Here is a 16,292-nt window from a genome sequence, read left to right on the forward strand (position 1 = left end):
TGTCTTCTCGACCAGGTTTTTGCGCGACGCACAGATTTCGTCCGCCTGACGGGTGAAAATGACCTTCAATGCTGTTGCGCGAGGCCGCTGGCGCGCTAAGCGCTAAAGGCGGTCGATCCACGGCCGCTGATCCCAACGACGAGCCTGTCATGTCCGAAGAATTCTACCGCATGAAGCGGTTGCCGCCCTATGTCATCGCCGAGACCAATGCGATGCGCGCGGCGGCCCGTGCGGCAGGCGAGGACGTGATCGACCTAGGCATGGGCAACCCCGACCTGCCGCCGCCCCAGCATGTGATCGACAAATTGATCGAGGTGGCCAGGAAGCCGGACGCCCACGGCTATTCGGCGTCACGCGGCATCCCGGGCCTGCGCCGCGCCCAGGCCAACTATTACGGCCGCCGCTTCGGCGTCGATGTGGATCCCGAGACCGAGGTGATCGTCACCATGGGCTCCAAGGAGGGGCTGGCCAGCCTGGCCACCGCCATCACCGAGCCGGGCGACGTGATCCTGGCGCCCAATCCGTCCTATCCGATCCACACCTTCGGCTTCATCATCGCCGGGGCGGCGATCCGCAGCGTGCCGACTACGCCGGACGAGAAGTATTTCGAGGCATTGGAGCGGGCCATGGCCTTCACCGTGCCGCGGCCCAAGATCCTGGTGATGAACTACCCGTCGAACCCGACGGCGGAGACGGTCGATCTGGCTTTCTACGAACGCGTCGTGGACTTCGCCAAGGCCAACGACCTGTGGATCATCAGCGACCTGGCCTATTCGGAACTCTATTACGATGGCAAGCCGACGGTCTCGATCCTGCAGGTTCCGGGCGCCAAGGACGTGGCGATCGAGTTCACCTCCCTGTCCAAGACCTACAGTATGGCGGGCTGGCGCATGGGGTTTGCGGTCGGCAACAAGACGCTGATCGCGGCGATGACGCGGGTGAAATCCTACCTCGACTACGGCGCCTTCACGCCGATCCAGGCGGCGGCGTGCGCCGCGCTGAACGGGCCGCAGGACATCGTCGAGCAGAACCGCAAACTCTATCACCGCCGGCGCGATGTGCTGGTCGAGAGTTTCGGCCGCGCGGGCTGGGACATTCCCAAGCCGGCCGCCTCCATGTTCGCCTGGGCGCCCTTGCCGCCAGCGCTGAAGCATCTGGGCAGTCTGGAGTTCTCCAAGCAGTTGCTGACCCACGCCAAGGTCGCGGTGGCGGCGGGCGTGGGCTATGGCGAGAACGGCGAGGGCTTCGTGCGCATCGCCATGGTCGAGAACGAACAGCGCATCCGCCAGGCCGCGCGCAACATCAAATCCTATCTGAAATCGCAAGGCGTCAATGTGCCGCCCAGCCGGGAAGACTGACTATGCCGTCTGGACTGATCGCGCTGCTGGACGACGTCGCCGGCATCGCAAAGCTGGCGGCCGCGTCGCTGGATGACGTGGGCGCGGCGGCGGGCAAGGCCTCGACCAAGGCCGCCGGCGTGGTGGTTGACGATGCGGCGGTGACGCCGCGCTATGTCATGGGCCTGTCGCCCAGCCGCGAGCTGCCGATCATCAGCAAGATCGCGCTGGGATCGTTTCGCAACAAGCTGATCTTCATCCTGCCGGTGGCCCTGGTGCTCAGCGCCTTCGCGCCCTGGGCCATCACCCCGATCCTGATGTGCGGCGGGACCTATCTGTGTTTCGAGGGGGCGGAAAAGCTGCTGGAGGCGATGGGGCATGGCGGGCATGAGGATGCCGCGCCGGTCGCGCGCGACGCAGCGGCGCTGGAGAAGACGACGGTGTCGGGTGCGGTGCGCACTGACCTGATCCTGTCGGCCGAGATCATGGCCATCGCCCTGGCCGATGTGGCGGCGCAGCCGATCCTGACCCAGGCCGCTGTGCTGGCTGTGGTCGGCATCGCCATGACCGTGGTCGTCTATGGCGCGGTCGGCCTGATCGTGAAGATGGACGACATCGGCCTGCATCTGGCTCAACGGCCCAATGGCGGGGTGCGCGCTTTGGGGCGGGGTCTGGTCAAGGGCATGCCGATGGTGATGAGCGCCCTGTCGGCGATCGGCACGGCGGCCATGCTGTGGGTCGGCGGCGGCATTTTGCTGCACGGTTCCCATACGCTGGGGCTGCACTGGCCGGCGGTACCGGTCGAGCATCTGTCGCATGCCGTCGGCGAACTGTTCGGGCCGTTGGCCGGCGTGATGAGCTGGCTGACGACGGCGGTGGCCTCGGCCGTGATTGGGCTGATCGTCGGCGGGGTGGTGGTGCTGGTCCTGCATCAGGTCGCGCGCCTGCGGTCCAAGGAATCGCACTAGGAGCGAGCCGGGCTGTCACGCGGGCGCCATCCGCAACAGCTAGAGGCCGCACGGCTGTTGTTGGAGTTGTTCATGTCCCTGTCGCGTCACGTCGCCGCCGCGTGTCTGGCCGTCTTGTCGATCGCAGGCGCCGCCTGTGCGGGCGCGCCGGTCGCCCAGCCGCCGGTTCAGGCCGCCGCGCCGCAGTCGTCGGTCGCGGCCCTGACGCCGCCCAAACTGATCGTGACCATTGTGGTCGATCAGTTCAGCGCCAACCTCTTCAACCAGTATCGCAGCCGCTATAGCGGCGGCCTGCGCCGGCTGGCCGACCAGGGGCTGGTGTCGATCAACGGCTATCAGACCCACGGTCTGACCGAGACCTGCCCTGGCCACTCCACGGTTCTGACCGGCATGCATCCGGCCGAGACCGGCATTCCCGCCAACGATTGGATCGACGGCAAGACCGGCAAGGAGGTCTATTGCCTAGCCGCGCCGCAGAACCATCTGGCGCACGGGCGCGACGACACCGACAACGGGCCGGTGGGGCCGGATCAGCTGCGCGCGACGACGCTGGGCGATTGGCTGAAGGCCGTCAGCCCGGACAGCAAGGTGATGGCGGTGTCCGGCAAGGATCGCGGGGCGATCAATCTGGCCGGTCATCAGGGGCAGGCCTTTTGGTTCACCGATGGGTTTGGACTGACAACCTATGTCGAGCCCGGTCAGACGGCCGAGACAAAGCTGGCGCCGATTGCGGCGTTCAACCGTGACTTCAACGCCTGGACGGCGGCGACGCCGACAGCCTGGGACTATCAGAACGCGGACTGCCGGGCTCTGGCGGGCGACTGGACCATTCGCGGCCAGACCTTCCATTCGGTGCTGCCGCCGGCGGGACTGAAGTTCGACACCTCGCCATTGCTGGACGAGCAGACGCTGAAGGCGGCGGCATATCTGCTGGACAGCCAGAAGCTGGGGCAGGGGACGGCGACCGACATGCTGGGCGTCAGCCTGTCGGCCACCGACCGGATCGGCCATATGTACGGCACCCAGGGGCCGGAGATGTGCGAGCAGATGCACCGGCTGGATGCGGCGCTGGGCGCATTCCTGGACAAGTTGGCCCAGGTTCCGGGCGGCGCGCTGGTCGTTCTGACGGCTGATCACGGCGGTTCGGACTTCGTCGAGCGGCTGCACGAGCACGGCTATCCGGAGGCGCACCGCGCCGACACCGATGCGATCAAGGGCGTCAACGCCGCGCTGAAGGCGCGCTTCAATCTGGACGCCGATCCGCTGCAGTCCGGCGGAAGCGGCTGGATGGTCGCCAATGCGGATCACAAGTCGCTGCCCGATCCGTTGCGGACACAGGTGGCGGAAGCAGCGGTCGAGATGCTGCGCGCCCTGCCGGACGTGGCTTTCGCCGAGACGCGCGACCGACTGCTGGCTGAGCCCCTGCCCGAAAGCCGTCAGCCCGAGATGATGACGGTGCGCGAGCGGATGCGGTTGTCGACCGTCGCCGAGCGATCGCCCGACATCCAGTTCGCCTGGACCCAGAACACCACCTCGGGCGGCCGCGTCGGCTCGACCCTGGCCGGACACGGCACGCCGTGGGAATATGACCGACGAGTGCCGATCATCTTCTGGTGGCCGGGCGCCAAGGCCGAGGAGCGGTTCCTGCCGATCCGGACCGTCGATATCGCCCCGACCCTCGCCCATGTGATCGGCGTCCCCGCGCCCCAGGTCGAGGGCCGCTGCATCGATCTGAACGGATTTGCCGTGGCGGCCTGCGGGGCGGCGGCCAGATAAACTCCTGTTTCCGGCCGTCAACTCATGTTTCCTGAGGGGCAGGCGGCCTTACGCAGCGCGGGTTTCGTTGGCAGAAGAGGGCGAAATCGCCCAGGCGGCCCCGTTTTGCCGTCCGAGAGAGCCAACAGGAAACGTCATGAACCGAGCCCGTCGCGCGCGCATCGTCGCCACCCTGGGACCTGCCAGCCGTGCGCCCAGCACTGTCAAGGCGCTGGCCCAGGCGGGGGTGGACGTCTTCCGCCTTAACTTCAGCCACGGGTCGCATGAGGATCACGCCGCCGCGTTGAAGGCGGTGCGCGGCGCCGAAATGGCCCTGCAGCGTCCGCTGGGCGTGCTGGCCGACCTTCAAGGGCCGAAGCTGCGTTTGGGCCGGTTCAAGGACGTCGAGATCGCGGTCAAACCGGGCCACACCATGCGCTTCGATCTGGACCCGACGCCCGGCGACGAGACGCGGGTGCAGATGCCGCATCCCGAAATCTTCAAGGCGCTGCGCAAGGGCATGCTGTTGTTGCTGGACGACGGACGGGTGCGTCTGCGTGTGGGCGAGCGGACCGATGAGTGGGCCGATGTGACGGTCGAGAGCGGCTCGAAGCTGTCGGACCGCAAGGGCGTGGCGGTGCCGGAGGCGGTGATCCCGGTTTCGGCCCTGACGCCCAAGGACCGTGAGGATCTGGCCTTCGCCCTGCGGATGGGCGTGGACTGGGTGGCGCTCAGCTTCGTGCAGAAGCCCGAGGACATGGCCGAGCTGAAGCGGATCGTGAACGGGCAGGCGGCCTGCCTCGCCAAGATCGAGAAGCCGGCGGCCCTGGCCGATCTGGAAGCCATACTGGACTATTGCGACGGGGTGATGGTGGCGCGTGGCGATCTGGGCGTCGAGCTGGATCCCGAGGATGTGCCGGTGGCGCAAAAGCAGATCGTGCGCGCGGCCCGCAATCGCGGCGTGCCGGTGATCGTGGCGACCCAGATGCTGGAATCCATGACCAGCGCCCCGGCCCCGACCCGCGCCGAGGCGACCGACGTGGCCAATGCGGTCTATGAGGGCGCGGACGCCCTGATGCTGTCGGCCGAGACGGCGTCGGGCGACTATCCGCTGGAATCCGTCGGCATCATGAGCCGGATCATCGAGCGGGTCGAACGCGATCCGATGTGGCCCAGCCTGATGGGCGCCGAACACGCCGGCATGGACGAGCATGATGTGGACGCCCTGGTCGGGGCGGCGCGGATGGCGGCGAATGCGCCCTCGACGGGCTGTCTGGTGGTGTTCACGACCCTGGGCGGCACGGCGCGGCGGATGGCGCGCGAGCGTCCGCTGAAGCCGATCTTGGTGCTGACGCCCAATCCCAACACCGCGCGCCGCCTGGCTCTGGTCTGGGGGCTGGAGCCGCGTCTAGGCGAGCAGCCGGACTCGCTAGAGGCCGTGACGGACGACGCCGTCAACAGCGCGGTGAAATATGGTCTGGCCGAGCCAGGCCAGCGCATCCTGATCCTGGCGGGCACGCCGTTCGGGGCGCCGGGCGCGGCCAATCTACTGCGACTGGCTCACGCGCCGGCGGCGACGTCGAAGGGCCGAAAGAAGAGCTAGAGAGCGATCTCGCGACGCTCCGCGGCGCTGCGCAGACCGGCGTCGAGGATGCGCATGACGGTGAGGGCCTGGTCGGCCGGGACGGGCGGCGGGGCCTTGCCAAGGATCGCCTCGCGCATGGCGGCGTAGAAGGCGGGATAGTCGCCGCGCTCCGGAGCCGGCGTGGTGCGGACGGTTTCGCCGTCGATCTGGTTGGTCAGCACGCCGGGCGAAGGATCGACGCCCCAGTCCGCGTCGCCGGGACGCAGGCCGGCCTTGGACTGACCCTCCTGGGCGTCGAGGCCGTGTTTGACGAAGCTGCCGCCCGTGCCATGGACGGCGTAGCGGAGGCTGGCCTCGGCGGCGAGGTGACTCATGTTCAGGATGACGCGCAGCCGGTCATAACGCAGCAGGACGTGGGCGTAGTCGATGGCCGTGGCGCCGACACGCTGGGCCTGGAGGTCGGCGTAGACGGCCAGGGGCGGGCCGAACAGCTGCACCGCCTGGTCGATCAGGTGCGGACCCAGGTCGGCCCAGACGCCGCCGTCGCGTCTGTCCTTCCAGCGGTCGGTGACGGTCGGACGGAAGCGGTCATAGTGGCTTTCGAACACGGCGACGTCGCCCAGTTCGCCCTGGTCGATCAGGCCGCGCAAAGTCAGGAAGTCGGCGTCCCAACGGCGGTTCTGGAAGACGCTGAAGACGCCGGGGGATGACGCCGCGACGGCGGCGACGCTTTCCGCGTCAGCCAAGGTGGCGGCGAAGGGTTTGTCCACCACCACCGACTTGCCGGCCCTCAGCGCGGCGATCGACTGTTCGGCGTGCAAGGCGTCGGGGGTGGCGACGACGATCAGGCCGATGTCGTCGCGAGCTAGGGCGGCGTGCAGATCGGACAGGACTTCGACCTTCGGCAGGTCGGTGTGGACCGCTTCGGGCCGGGACGAGACGACGGCGGTCAGGTGCAGGCCGGGGGTCGCCGCGATCAGGGGAGCGTGGAAGGTCTGGCCCGCCAGGCCGTAGCCGACGACGGCGACGCCGATGGGTGCGTGTGAGGTCATGCCCCGATCAATAGCGGTCGGGGCGCGGGCCATCCAGCACATAGGGCACCACGCCACGCTCGTTCTCCGGCACGTGCAGGGTCCGGTCCAAGGGCGGGAAGGCGCGCTGGGTGCAGTCGGTGCGCTCGCAGATGCGGCAGCTGACGCCGATCCGGGCGGCGGGGCCGTTCAGGTCCAGACCGGCGGCATAGACCAAGGCGCCCGCATGCTCGACCTCGCAGCCCAGAGACAGGGCGTAGCGGCGGTCGTTGGCCAGAAAGGAGCCGCTGGGTTTGGACACGCTGCGGGCGATGGAGATGTAGCGCGATCCGTCGGGCATCTCGGCCAGCTGGACCCCGATCCGGTCGGGCGCCGCGAAGGCCTCGTGGACGTTCCACAGCGGGCAGGCGCCGCCGAAGCGGGCGAACTGGAAGCGGGTGGCGCTGTGCCGCTTGGTGATGTTGCCGGCCATGTCCACGCGGGCGAAATAGAAAGGCACGCCGCGCCAGCCAGGCCGTTGCAGGGTCGAGAGCCGGTGGCAGACCTGTTCGAAACTGACCTGGAAACGGGTGCGTAGCCGGTCGATGTCGTGCTTTTCCTCGCGCGCGGCCTCCAGGAAGGCGCGGTAGGGCAGGAGCAGGGCGCCGGCGGCGTAGTTGGCCAGACCGACGCGGGCCACGTCGCGTGCGGCGTCCGTGCGGAAGGCGGCCTGATCCAACTCGGCCTCGATCAAGTCGCGGAAGGACAGCAGGGCCAACTGGTGCGCCAGCTGGAACGACCGCGTCGCGCCGGGCTGCCAGGCGTCCAGCGTCAGGACGCGGCTGGCGGGGTCGTAGCGACGCAACGCGTCTTGGCCCGCGACGTAAGCGACCCGGACGCCGTGGGCCTGACTCAGCGCGGCCTCCAGCGCCCGCTCGATCTGGCCGTCCTGCACCAGCGTCGTCGCCAGCGCCTCGGCCGCCGTGTCCAGCGTGTCGATGTAGTTGTCGCGATAGTGGAAGAAGTCGCGCACCTCTTCGTAGGGCAGCAAGGCGACACTGGCGCCGTGTTCGTCCCGGCCCAGGGTGTCGTCCAGCGCCTTCACCCGTTCGTCCAGGCGGCGGAAGGTCTGGTGCAGGGCCAGGAATTGACGGGCCAGACGCGGGGTGTTGGCGACCGCCTGTTTCAGCTCGGCGGCCGTGGGCGGTTCGGCCTCACCCATCATTGGGCCCGCGATGTCGGTGGTCGCCTCGCGCAAATCGGCGATCAGGCGGGCGTCGCCCTCTAGGTCGAACAGACTGGCATCCACATGAAAGGCGCGGGTCAGGGCGATCAGGACGCGCGCGGTCGCCGGGCGCTGGTTGGTCTCGATCTGCGACAGATAGGACGGCGACAGGCCCAGACGTTCGGCGCAGGCCTCCAGCGTCCAGCCGCGCGCCTCGCGCAGCTTGCGCAGCTTGGCGCCCAGGAAAAGCTTCTCAGCCATTCGCAACTTTGCAGATCATATCGCCATCCTTTGCAAGCCCGCGCAGTTCCACACTTTTTGCAAAGTTGCGTTTGCCATTTTGCGATGAAGGCGCCACGCGTTCTTTGAACGAGAGGCGAAGATCCATCATGACTCAAGCCATCCTTGAAGAACTGGAGCGCCGTCGCGCCGCCGCCAAACTGGGCGGCGGGGAAAAGCGTATCGCCGCCCAGCACGCCAAGGGCAAGCTGACGGCGCGCGAACGCATCGACGTGCTGCTGGACGAGGGCTCCTTCGAGGAGACCGATATGTTCGTGGAGCACCGCAGCCACGACTTCGGCATGCAGGATCAGCGCATCCCCGGCGACGGGGTGGTGACGGGGCGGGGGACCATCGGCGGACGGCTGGTCTATGTCTTCTCCAAGGACTTCACCGTCTTCGGCGGCAGCCTGTCGGGGGCCCATGCGGCCAAGATCGTCAAGCTGCAGAAGATGGCCCTGACCACCGGGGCACCGATCATCGGTCTGTTCGACGCAGGCGGCGCGCGGATCCAGGAAGGCGTGGAAAGTCTGGCGGGTTACGCCGACATCTTCCTGCAGAACACGCTCGCCAGCGGCGTCATTCCCCAGATCAGCGTGATCATGGGGCCGTGCGCGGGCGGTGACGTCTATTCGCCCGCCATCACCGACTTCATCTTCATGGTGAAGGACACGAGCTACATGTACGTGACCGGACCCGACGTGGTGAAGACGGTCACCAATGAGGTGGTCAGCCACGAGGACCTGGGCGGCGCGCGGGTCCACGCCGGCAAGTCGGGCGTGGCGGACGGGGCGTTCGAGAACGATCTGGAGGCCCTGTCGGAGGTGCGTCGCCTGATCGGCTTCCTGCCGCTGTCGAACCGCGAAAAGCCGCCGGTGCGCGAGAGCTATGATGAGCCCGAGCGGGATGAGCCGAGCCTGGACACCCTGATCCCGGCCAATCCGAACCAGCCCTATGACATGAAGGAGCTGATCCTGAAGGTGGTCGACGAGGCCGACTTCTTCGAGATCGGGGCCGACTTCGCCAGGAACATCATCTGCGGCTTCGGCCGGCTGGACGGCCAGACGGTCGGGATCGTCGCCAACCAGCCCCAGGTGCTGGCGGGCGTGCTGGACATCGATTCAAGCCGCAAGGCCGCGCGGTTCGTGCGCTTCTGCGACGCCTTCGACATTCCTCTGGTGACGCTGGTGGACGTGCCGGGCTTCATGCCGGGGACCAAGCAGGAATACGGCGCCCTGATCAAACACGGGGCCAAGCTGCTGTTCGCCTATGCCGAGGCGACGGTGCCGAAACTGACCCTGATCACGCGCAAGGCCTATGGCGGCGCCTATGACGTGATGAGCTCCAAACACCTGCGCGGCGACGTCAACTACGCCTGGCCCACCGCCGAGATCGCGGTCATGGGCGCCAAGGGGGCGGTCGAGATCATCTTCCGCAAGGAGGCCGGCGATCCGGCGGCCTTGGCGGCGCGCGAGGCCGAGTACAAGGACCGGTTTGCTAACCCCTTCGTGGCGGCTGGCCTGGGCTATATCGACGACGTCATCATGCCGCACGGCACGCGGCGGCGGCTGGTGAAGGCGCTGCGGACGCTGAAGAATAAGGTCCAGGAGAACCCTTGGAAGAAGCACGATAATATTCCGCTGTAGGTGATGAAACACGTCCTCTTCATCTGCTCGCGCAATCGGTTGCGCAGCCCAACAGCTGAACAGGTGTTCGCCAACTGGCCTAAAATCGAAGTGGCTTCGGCGGGCTTGGCTCCGGATGCCGAAGAGTTGGTGACAGGGGAGATGGTCGAGGAGGCGGACATCATTTTTGTGATGGAGAAGCAGCACCGGGCGAAGCTGGCGCGGCGGTTCAAGCCGCAACTCCGCAAGGCCCGCGTCGTCTGCCTCGATATCCCGGATGATTACGCCTTCATGCAGCCCGAACTCGTGGCGCTGCTGAAGACGAAGGTTACGCCGTTCCTATGAGCGGATGTCATAATAGCGCCCGATCGGCGCGGCCGGGGCTTTCGGGCTCGGGCGAAGGTTGTAGGGACTGAGATGTTCAAGAAAATCCTCATCGCCAACCGGGGCGAGATCGCGGTTCGGATCATCAAGACCTGCCGCCGCATGGGCATCAAGACGGTGCAGGTCTATTCGGAGGCTGACGCCGGGTCGCTGGCGGTCGAGATGGCCGACGAGGCGGTGCTGATCGGGCCGGCGCCGGCGGCGCAGTCCTATCTGCTGGCGGACAAGATCGTCGAGGCGGTGCGCCAGACGGGGGCGCAGGCCGTGCATCCGGGCTTTGGCTTCCTGAGCGAGAACGCCGGCTTTGCGCGGCGGCTGAGGGACGAGGGGATCGCCTTCATCGGCCCGAACCCCGAGGCCATCGAGGCCATGGGCGACAAGATCAGTTCCAAGAAGCTGGCGGCCGAGGCGGGGGTCTCGACCGTGCCGGGGCATATGGGGCTGATCGAGACGCCGGACGAGGCGGTCAGGATCGCCAACGAGATTGGCTATCCGATCATGATCAAGGCCTCGGCCGGCGGCGGCGGCAAGGGCATCCGGGTGGCCCATTCGGACGCCGACATGGCCGAGGGGTTTGCGGCGGTGAAGGCCGAGGCGCTGAACGCCTTCGGCGACGACCGGGTCTTTTTGGAAAAGTTCATCGTCGATCCGCGTCACATCGAGATCCAGGTGCTGGGCGACAAGCACGGCCATGTCGTCCATCTGTTCGAGCGCGAATGTTCGATCCAGCGCCGCAACCAGAAGGTCATCGAGGAGGCGCCGTCGCCCCTGCTGGACGAGGCCACCCGCGCCGCCATGGGGGCGCAGGCCGTGGCCCTGGCCCAGGCGGTGAACTATGACTCGGCGGGTACGGTCGAGTTCGTCGCCGGTCAGGACAAGAGCTTCTACTTCCTAGAGATGAACACCCGGCTGCAGGTCGAGCATCCGGTGACGGAGTTGATCACGGGCGTCGATCTGGTCGAGCAGATGATCCGTTCGGCCTGGGGCGAGACGCTGGCCTTCGAACAGAAGGACCTGAAGATCGACGGTTGGGCTATTGAGAGCCGCATCTACGCCGAGGATCCGTATCGCGGCTTCCTGCCGTCCATCGGCCGGCTGGTTCGCTATGAGCAGCCGGAAGAAGGCGATCAGGGGGACTATACGGTCAGAAACGATTCCGGCGTCCGCGAGGGCGACGAGATCAGCATGTTCTACGATCCCATGATCGCCAAACTGTGCGCCTGGGGCGAGACGCGCGAGGCGGCGGTCGAGGGCATGGCCCGCGCGCTGGAGGACACCCACCTGTCGGGCCTGGGCCACAATGTGCCCTTCCTGGCGGCGGTGATGGATCAGGACCGGTTCAAGTCGGGCAATCTGTCGACCAGCTACATCAAGGACGAGTTCCCGGACGGCTTCCACGGCCTGAAGCCGACGCGGGACCAAGAGCGCATCCTGATCGCCTCGGCGCTGGCTATGCACGAGGTCATCGCCGAACAGGACGGCGACCCGTCGGACCGCACCGACTGGATCGTGATGATCGACAAGACGCCTCACGGCGTCGGCCTGTCCTATGACGAGGACGAGGAGATGATCCTGACCCTGACGGGCGGCGGCGACATCCGCCTGTCGGACATCGACTGGCGGCCGGGTCTGGCCCAGTTCAAGGCCGAGCTGGATGGCGAGCCCTTCACCGCCGAGGTCAAACGCGTCGCCGACGGCTTCGACATCCGTCACCGTGCGGCCAAGGCGCGGGTGCGGGTGCTGCGGCCCCACGTCGCCGAACTGTATGCGCGCCTGCCGGAAAAGGTCGCAGCGGACACCTCCAAGATGGTGCTGTCGCCCATGCCCGGTCTGGTGGTCTCGATCCCGGTGGTCGTGGGCCAGGAGGTCAAGACCGGCGAGACGGTGGCCATCATCGAGGCCATGAAGATGCAGAACATCCTCAAGGCCGAGCGCGACGGGGTGGTGAAGGCCGTCGGCGCCAAGGACGGCGATCCGGTGGCGGCGGATGACGTGCTGGTGGAGTTCGGGTGATGAAGAACCCCTCCGTCTCTACGCTTCGCTCCGAGGCCCCTCCCCATCGCATGGGGAGGAGACGACAGCATGTCTCCTCCCCGCTTGCGGGGAGGGGGACCGCGAAGCGGTGGAGGGGGTCTTCACGACGCGCGGATGGGGAGGCGGACGCATGACCTTCCCCACACCCACGCCCCTCGAATGGCGCGAGGCGGCCCAGAAGGCGCTGAAGGATCGGCCGATCGAGTCGCTGATGCATCTCGACGCCGATCAACTGGTGACGCGGCCGCTGTATGCGGGCGCGACGGGCGTGCAGCCGATCTTCGCTCCTCGCCCGTCCGACTCCGAAGGCCGGGCCTGGGATCTGCGGACGCTGGTGGAAGGCGACGATGCCGAAGCGGTCAACGCCGCTGTCCTGACCGATCTGGAGAACGGCGCGGCCTCGGTGGTGCTGAAGGGGCGGGTGCTGTCGGATTCCGCCCCGCTCAGCCGGGCGCTGGAAGGCGTGGCGCTGGAGCTGGCGCCGGTCGCGCTGGATGCAGGGATCGACGGGCCGGATGCGGCCAATGCGCTGGCGGTCGTCGCCAAGGGCTCGCCGCGCGCCCAACTGCGGTTTCATATGGACCCGGTCTCGGCCTTCGCCGAGGCAGGCGGCGCCCCGCGTTCGGTGGAAGAGCATTTGAGCCTGGCGGCCAATACGGCGGCGCGGCATGCGGGGGCCTATCCCGACGCGACCTTCTTCATGGCCAGCGGGCGCGTGGCGCACGAGGCGGGCGGTTCGGCGGCGCAGGAACTGGCCTTTGCGGCGTCCAGCGTTGTGGCCCATGCAAAGGCGGCGGTCGAGGCCGGGATGTCGGTCGAGGCGGCTTTGCGCGGCACCGTCGTCAGCTTGTCGGTCGATGCGGAATATTTCGACAGCCTGGCCAAGGTGCGGGCCATGCGGCTGATCTGGGCCAGCCTGACGAAGGCGTTCGACGTGGATGTCCCGGCGGTTATCGAAGCGCGCTCGTCACGGCGGATGCTGTCGGCGCGCGACCCCTGGCCCAATCTGCTGCGGCTGACGGCGGCGGGCTTCGCCGGTGCGGTCGGCGGGGCGGACGTTGTGGTGCTGGACGGCTTCACCCGCGCATCCGGGACGTCGGACGCCTTCGCCCGGCGTCAGGCGCGGAACACCCAGCTGGTGCTGATGGAAGAGGCCAATCTGGGTCGGGTCGACGATCCGGCCGCCGGCTCCTGGTATCTGGACGCCCGGACGCGGGACTTGGCCGAGGCCGGCTGGGCCGAGTTCCAGAGGATCGAGGCGGAGGGCGGTCTGGTCGAAGCGCTCAAGGGCTCGGTCATCCAGCCCCGTATCGCCCGCGGCCGCAAGGTCCGCGAGGCCGCGCTGACGAACGGCGCAGCGCAGATCATCGGCGTTACTAAATATGTCGATGCGGACGTGCGGCCGGCGCCGATCGAGGCGGGCGATGAGGCGGCCGTGGCGGTCGAACGGGTGTGCGAACCCCTGGCTCCGATCCGGTTCGCTGCGGCTTTCGAGGAGACGGCTCAATGAGTTTCCCCGACTTCAGCACGATCGCCCTGAACCTCGGTGCGACGGGGCAGGGGCCGACGCGCGATCCTTGGCTGACGCCCGAGGGGCTGACGGTCGAGACCGCATATGGTCCCGACAGCACGGACGCGCTGGATCACCCGCACGGCCTGCCGGGGTTCGCGCCGTTCGTGCGCGGGCCCTATCCGACCATGTATGCGGGCAATCCCTGGACGATCCGGCAATACGCCGGCTTCTCGACCGCCGAGGAGTCCAACGCCTTCTATCGCCGCAACCTGGCGGCCGGTCAGAAGGGGCTGAGCATCGCCTTCGACCTGGCGACGCACCGGGGCTATGACAGCGACCACCCGCGGGTGAAGGGCGACGTCGGCATGGCGGGCGTGGCCATCGACAGCATCTATGACATGCGCACCCTGTTCGACGGGATCCCGCTGGATCAGATGTCGGTGTCCATGACGATGAACGGGGCGGTGCTGCCGATCCTGGCGCTCTATGTCGTCGCGGCCGAGGAGCAGGGCGTGCCGCACGCCAAGCTGACCGGAACCATTCAGAACGACATTCTGAAGGAGTTCATGGTCCGCAACACCTACATCTATCCGCCCGAGCCCTCGATGCGGATCATCGCGGACATCTTCGCCTGGACGGCGCAGGAGACGCCGAAGTTCAACTCGATCTCGATCAGCGGCTACCACATGCAGGAGGCGGGAGCCTCGGCGGATATCGAGCTGGCCTATACACTGGCGGACGGGATCGAATATCTGCGGGCGGGCGTCGCGGCGGGCATGCCGATCGACCGGTTCGCGCCGCGCCTCAGCTTCTTCTGGGCTATCGGCATGAACTATTTTATGGAGGTGGCCAAGATGCGCGCCGGCCGCCTGCTGTGGGCCGAGGCGGTGCGCAAGGAAGGCGGGGTCGATCCCAAGTCGCTGTCCTTACGCGCCCACTGCCAGACATCGGGCTGGTCGCTGGCGGCGCAGGACGTGTTCAACAATGTGCCGCGCACCATGGTCGAGGCCATGGCGGCGGCGGGCGGCCAGACGCAGAGCCTGCACACCAACGCCTTGGACGAGGCCCTTGCGCTTCCAACCGATTTCTCGGCCCGGATCGCGCGCAACACCCAGATCCTGCTGCAGCAGGAGACGGGGCTGACGCGGGTCATCGACCCCTGGGGCGGCAGTTTCTATGTCGAACGGCTGACCCACGAACTGGCCGAACGGGCGCGCGCCCATATGGCCGAGGTCGAGGCCCTGGGCGGCATGGCCAAGGCGATCGAAGCCGGCATCCCCAAGCTGCGGATCGAAGAGTCCGCCGCCAAGACCCAGGCCCGGATCGACACTGGCCAGCAAACGGTGGTCGGGGTGAACAAATATCTGAACCCCGTCGTCGACGACATTCCGATGTTGAAGGTCGACAATGCGGCGGTGCTGGCCGCCCAGATCGACAAGCTGAAGCGCCTGCGCGCCGAGCGGGACCAGGCGGCGACCGATGCGGCGCTGAACGCCCTGACCGAGGGGGCGCGCGGGAACGCCAACCTGCTGGAACTGGCGGTTCAGGCCGCCCGCGCCAAGGCGACGGTAGGTGAAATCTCCGATGCGCTGGAAGCCGCCTTCGGCCGCCACGTGGCCACGGTCCAGACCGTGTCAGGCGTCTATGCCAAGGAGGCGGGGACCGACGCCCGCTTCGCCCGCGCCCGCGAGATGGTGGCGACCTTCGTCGAGAACGACGGCGGCCCGCCGCGCATTCTGATCGCCAAACTGGGACAGGACGGACACGACCGGGGTCAAAAGGTCGTCGCGACCGGATACGGCGATCTGGGCTTCGACGTCACGGCCGGCAGCCTGTTCCAGACGCCGTCCGAGGCTGCTCAGGAAGCGGTCGAGAAGGGCGTTCACGCGGTCGGCGCATCATCGCTGGCGGCCGGGCACCTGACGCTGGTGCCCGAGCTGAAGGCCGAGTTGGAGAAACTGGGCCGGCCCGACATCATGATCGTCGTCGGCGGGGTGATCCCGCCATCTGACGTCCAACCCCTGCTCAATATGGGCGCGGCCGCCGTCTATCCGCCCGGTTCGGCCATCGCCGATACGGCGGTCGACCTGATCGAGAAGCTGAACCAGCGTCTGGGTTACGCCCAGCCTGCCCCCGACAAGGACAAGTCATGATCGGCGCCCTGAACCACGTCGGCGTCGCCACGCCGTCCATCGCCGACTCGGTCAAACTGTATCGCGATATCCTCGGCGCGACGAAGATCGGCGAGCCGTTCGACCTGCCGGCGCAAGGCGTGAAGGTCTGTTTCGTGGATACGCCGACGGCTCAGATCGAGCTGATCGAACCCTATGGCGAGACCAGCCCCATCGTCGGCTTCCTGGCCAAGAATCCCAAGGGCGGCCAGCACCACGTCTGTTTCGAGGTGGCCGATATCTACGCCGCCGTCGCCGAGATGCGGGCCAAGGGCGTGACAATCCTGGGCACGGGCGAGCCGCGCATCGGGGCGCACGGGACGCCGGTCGTCTTCCTGCATCCGCGTGACATGGGCGGCGTGCTGATCGAGCTGATGGAGACGCCAAAAGCGGGGCATTAAGCGGA

At 67.4% G+C, this 16,292-nt stretch carries 13 protein-coding genes; 10 read left to right on the forward strand and 3 right to left on the reverse strand.

From position 1 onward, the window contains the following. Positions 1-149 precede the first annotated feature (149 nt). From ABIC32_RS14260 to pyk, 4 genes are all read left to right on the forward strand, one after another. Entirely contained in the window at positions 150-1,358 is a 1,209-nt protein-coding gene (locus ABIC32_RS14260) for an LL-diaminopimelate aminotransferase (protein ID WP_066554680.1), read from the forward strand. A 2-nt stretch (positions 1,359-1,360) separates the two neighbouring features. Next, positions 1,361-2,305 (forward strand): DUF808 domain-containing protein, encoded by a 945-nt coding sequence (locus ABIC32_RS14265; protein ID WP_066628604.1) that lies wholly within the window; start codon positions 1,361-1,363, stop codon positions 2,303-2,305. Between the two features lie 72 nt (positions 2,306-2,377). Further along, a complete protein-coding gene (locus ABIC32_RS14270; protein WP_354074625.1) occupies positions 2,378-4,081 on the forward strand; it encodes an alkaline phosphatase family protein in 1,704 nt (567 codons plus the stop codon). 136 nt (positions 4,082-4,217) lie between these two features. After that, complete coding sequence (gene pyk / locus ABIC32_RS14275; protein WP_045810132.1) at positions 4,218-5,663, forward strand: pyruvate kinase; 1,446 nt, start codon at positions 4,218-4,220, stop codon at positions 5,661-5,663. Here pyk and ABIC32_RS14280 read toward each other — a convergent pair. Genes ABIC32_RS14280 through ABIC32_RS14290 form a run of 3 tightly spaced genes read right to left on the reverse strand, consistent with a single transcriptional unit; the run spans position 5,660 to position 8,271 of the window. Beyond that, a complete protein-coding gene (locus ABIC32_RS14280; RefSeq protein WP_354074626.1) occupies positions 5,660-6,697 on the reverse strand; it encodes an oxidoreductase in 1,038 nt (345 codons plus the stop codon). The genes pyk and ABIC32_RS14280 overlap by 4 nt on opposite strands. 7 nt (positions 6,698-6,704) lie before the next feature. Beyond that, positions 6,705-8,141, reverse strand: a complete 1,437-nt coding sequence (locus ABIC32_RS14285) for a helix-turn-helix domain-containing protein (RefSeq protein ID WP_354074627.1) — start codon at positions 8,139-8,141, stop codon at positions 6,705-6,707. Next, complete coding sequence (locus ABIC32_RS14290; RefSeq protein ID WP_153923009.1) at positions 8,134-8,271, reverse strand: hypothetical protein; 138 nt, start codon at positions 8,269-8,271, stop codon at positions 8,134-8,136. Before ABIC32_RS14290 ends, ABIC32_RS14285 begins: the two co-directional genes overlap by 8 nt. On the opposite strand from ABIC32_RS14290, the gene ABIC32_RS14295 reads away from it, so the two are divergent. From ABIC32_RS14295 to mce, 6 genes are all read left to right on the forward strand, one after another. Further along, complete coding sequence (locus tag ABIC32_RS14295) at positions 8,270-9,805, forward strand: acyl-CoA carboxylase subunit beta (RefSeq protein ID WP_354074628.1); 1,536 nt, start codon at positions 8,270-8,272, stop codon at positions 9,803-9,805. The genes ABIC32_RS14290 and ABIC32_RS14295 overlap by 2 nt on opposite strands. Positions 9,806-9,808: 3 nt before the next feature. After that, on the forward strand, positions 9,809-10,129 hold the full coding sequence (locus ABIC32_RS14300; protein ID WP_295186826.1) for a low molecular weight protein tyrosine phosphatase family protein: 321 nt from the start codon (positions 9,809-9,811) through the stop codon (positions 10,127-10,129). 72 nt (positions 10,130-10,201) lie between these two features. Further along, positions 10,202-12,181, forward strand: a complete 1,980-nt coding sequence (locus tag ABIC32_RS14305; protein WP_354074629.1) for an acetyl-CoA carboxylase biotin carboxylase subunit — start codon at positions 10,202-10,204, stop codon at positions 12,179-12,181. 151 nt (positions 12,182-12,332) lie between these two features. Then, complete coding sequence (locus tag ABIC32_RS14310) at positions 12,333-13,712, forward strand: methylmalonyl-CoA mutase family protein (RefSeq protein ID WP_354074630.1); 1,380 nt, start codon at positions 12,333-12,335, stop codon at positions 13,710-13,712. Continuing rightward, entirely contained in the window at positions 13,709-15,868 is a 2,160-nt protein-coding gene (gene scpA, locus ABIC32_RS14315) for a methylmalonyl-CoA mutase (RefSeq protein WP_354074631.1), read from the forward strand. The genes ABIC32_RS14310 and scpA overlap by 4 nt, the downstream gene beginning before the upstream one ends. Beyond that, positions 15,865-16,287, forward strand: a complete 423-nt coding sequence (gene mce, locus ABIC32_RS14320) for a methylmalonyl-CoA epimerase (protein ID WP_354074632.1) — start codon at positions 15,865-15,867, stop codon at positions 16,285-16,287. Before scpA ends, mce begins: the two co-directional genes overlap by 4 nt. Positions 16,288-16,292: the final 5 nt, after the last annotated feature.

The organism is Brevundimonas sp. 1080 (assembly GCF_040545985.1).
GTDB lineage: Bacteria > Pseudomonadota > Alphaproteobacteria > Caulobacterales > Caulobacteraceae > Brevundimonas.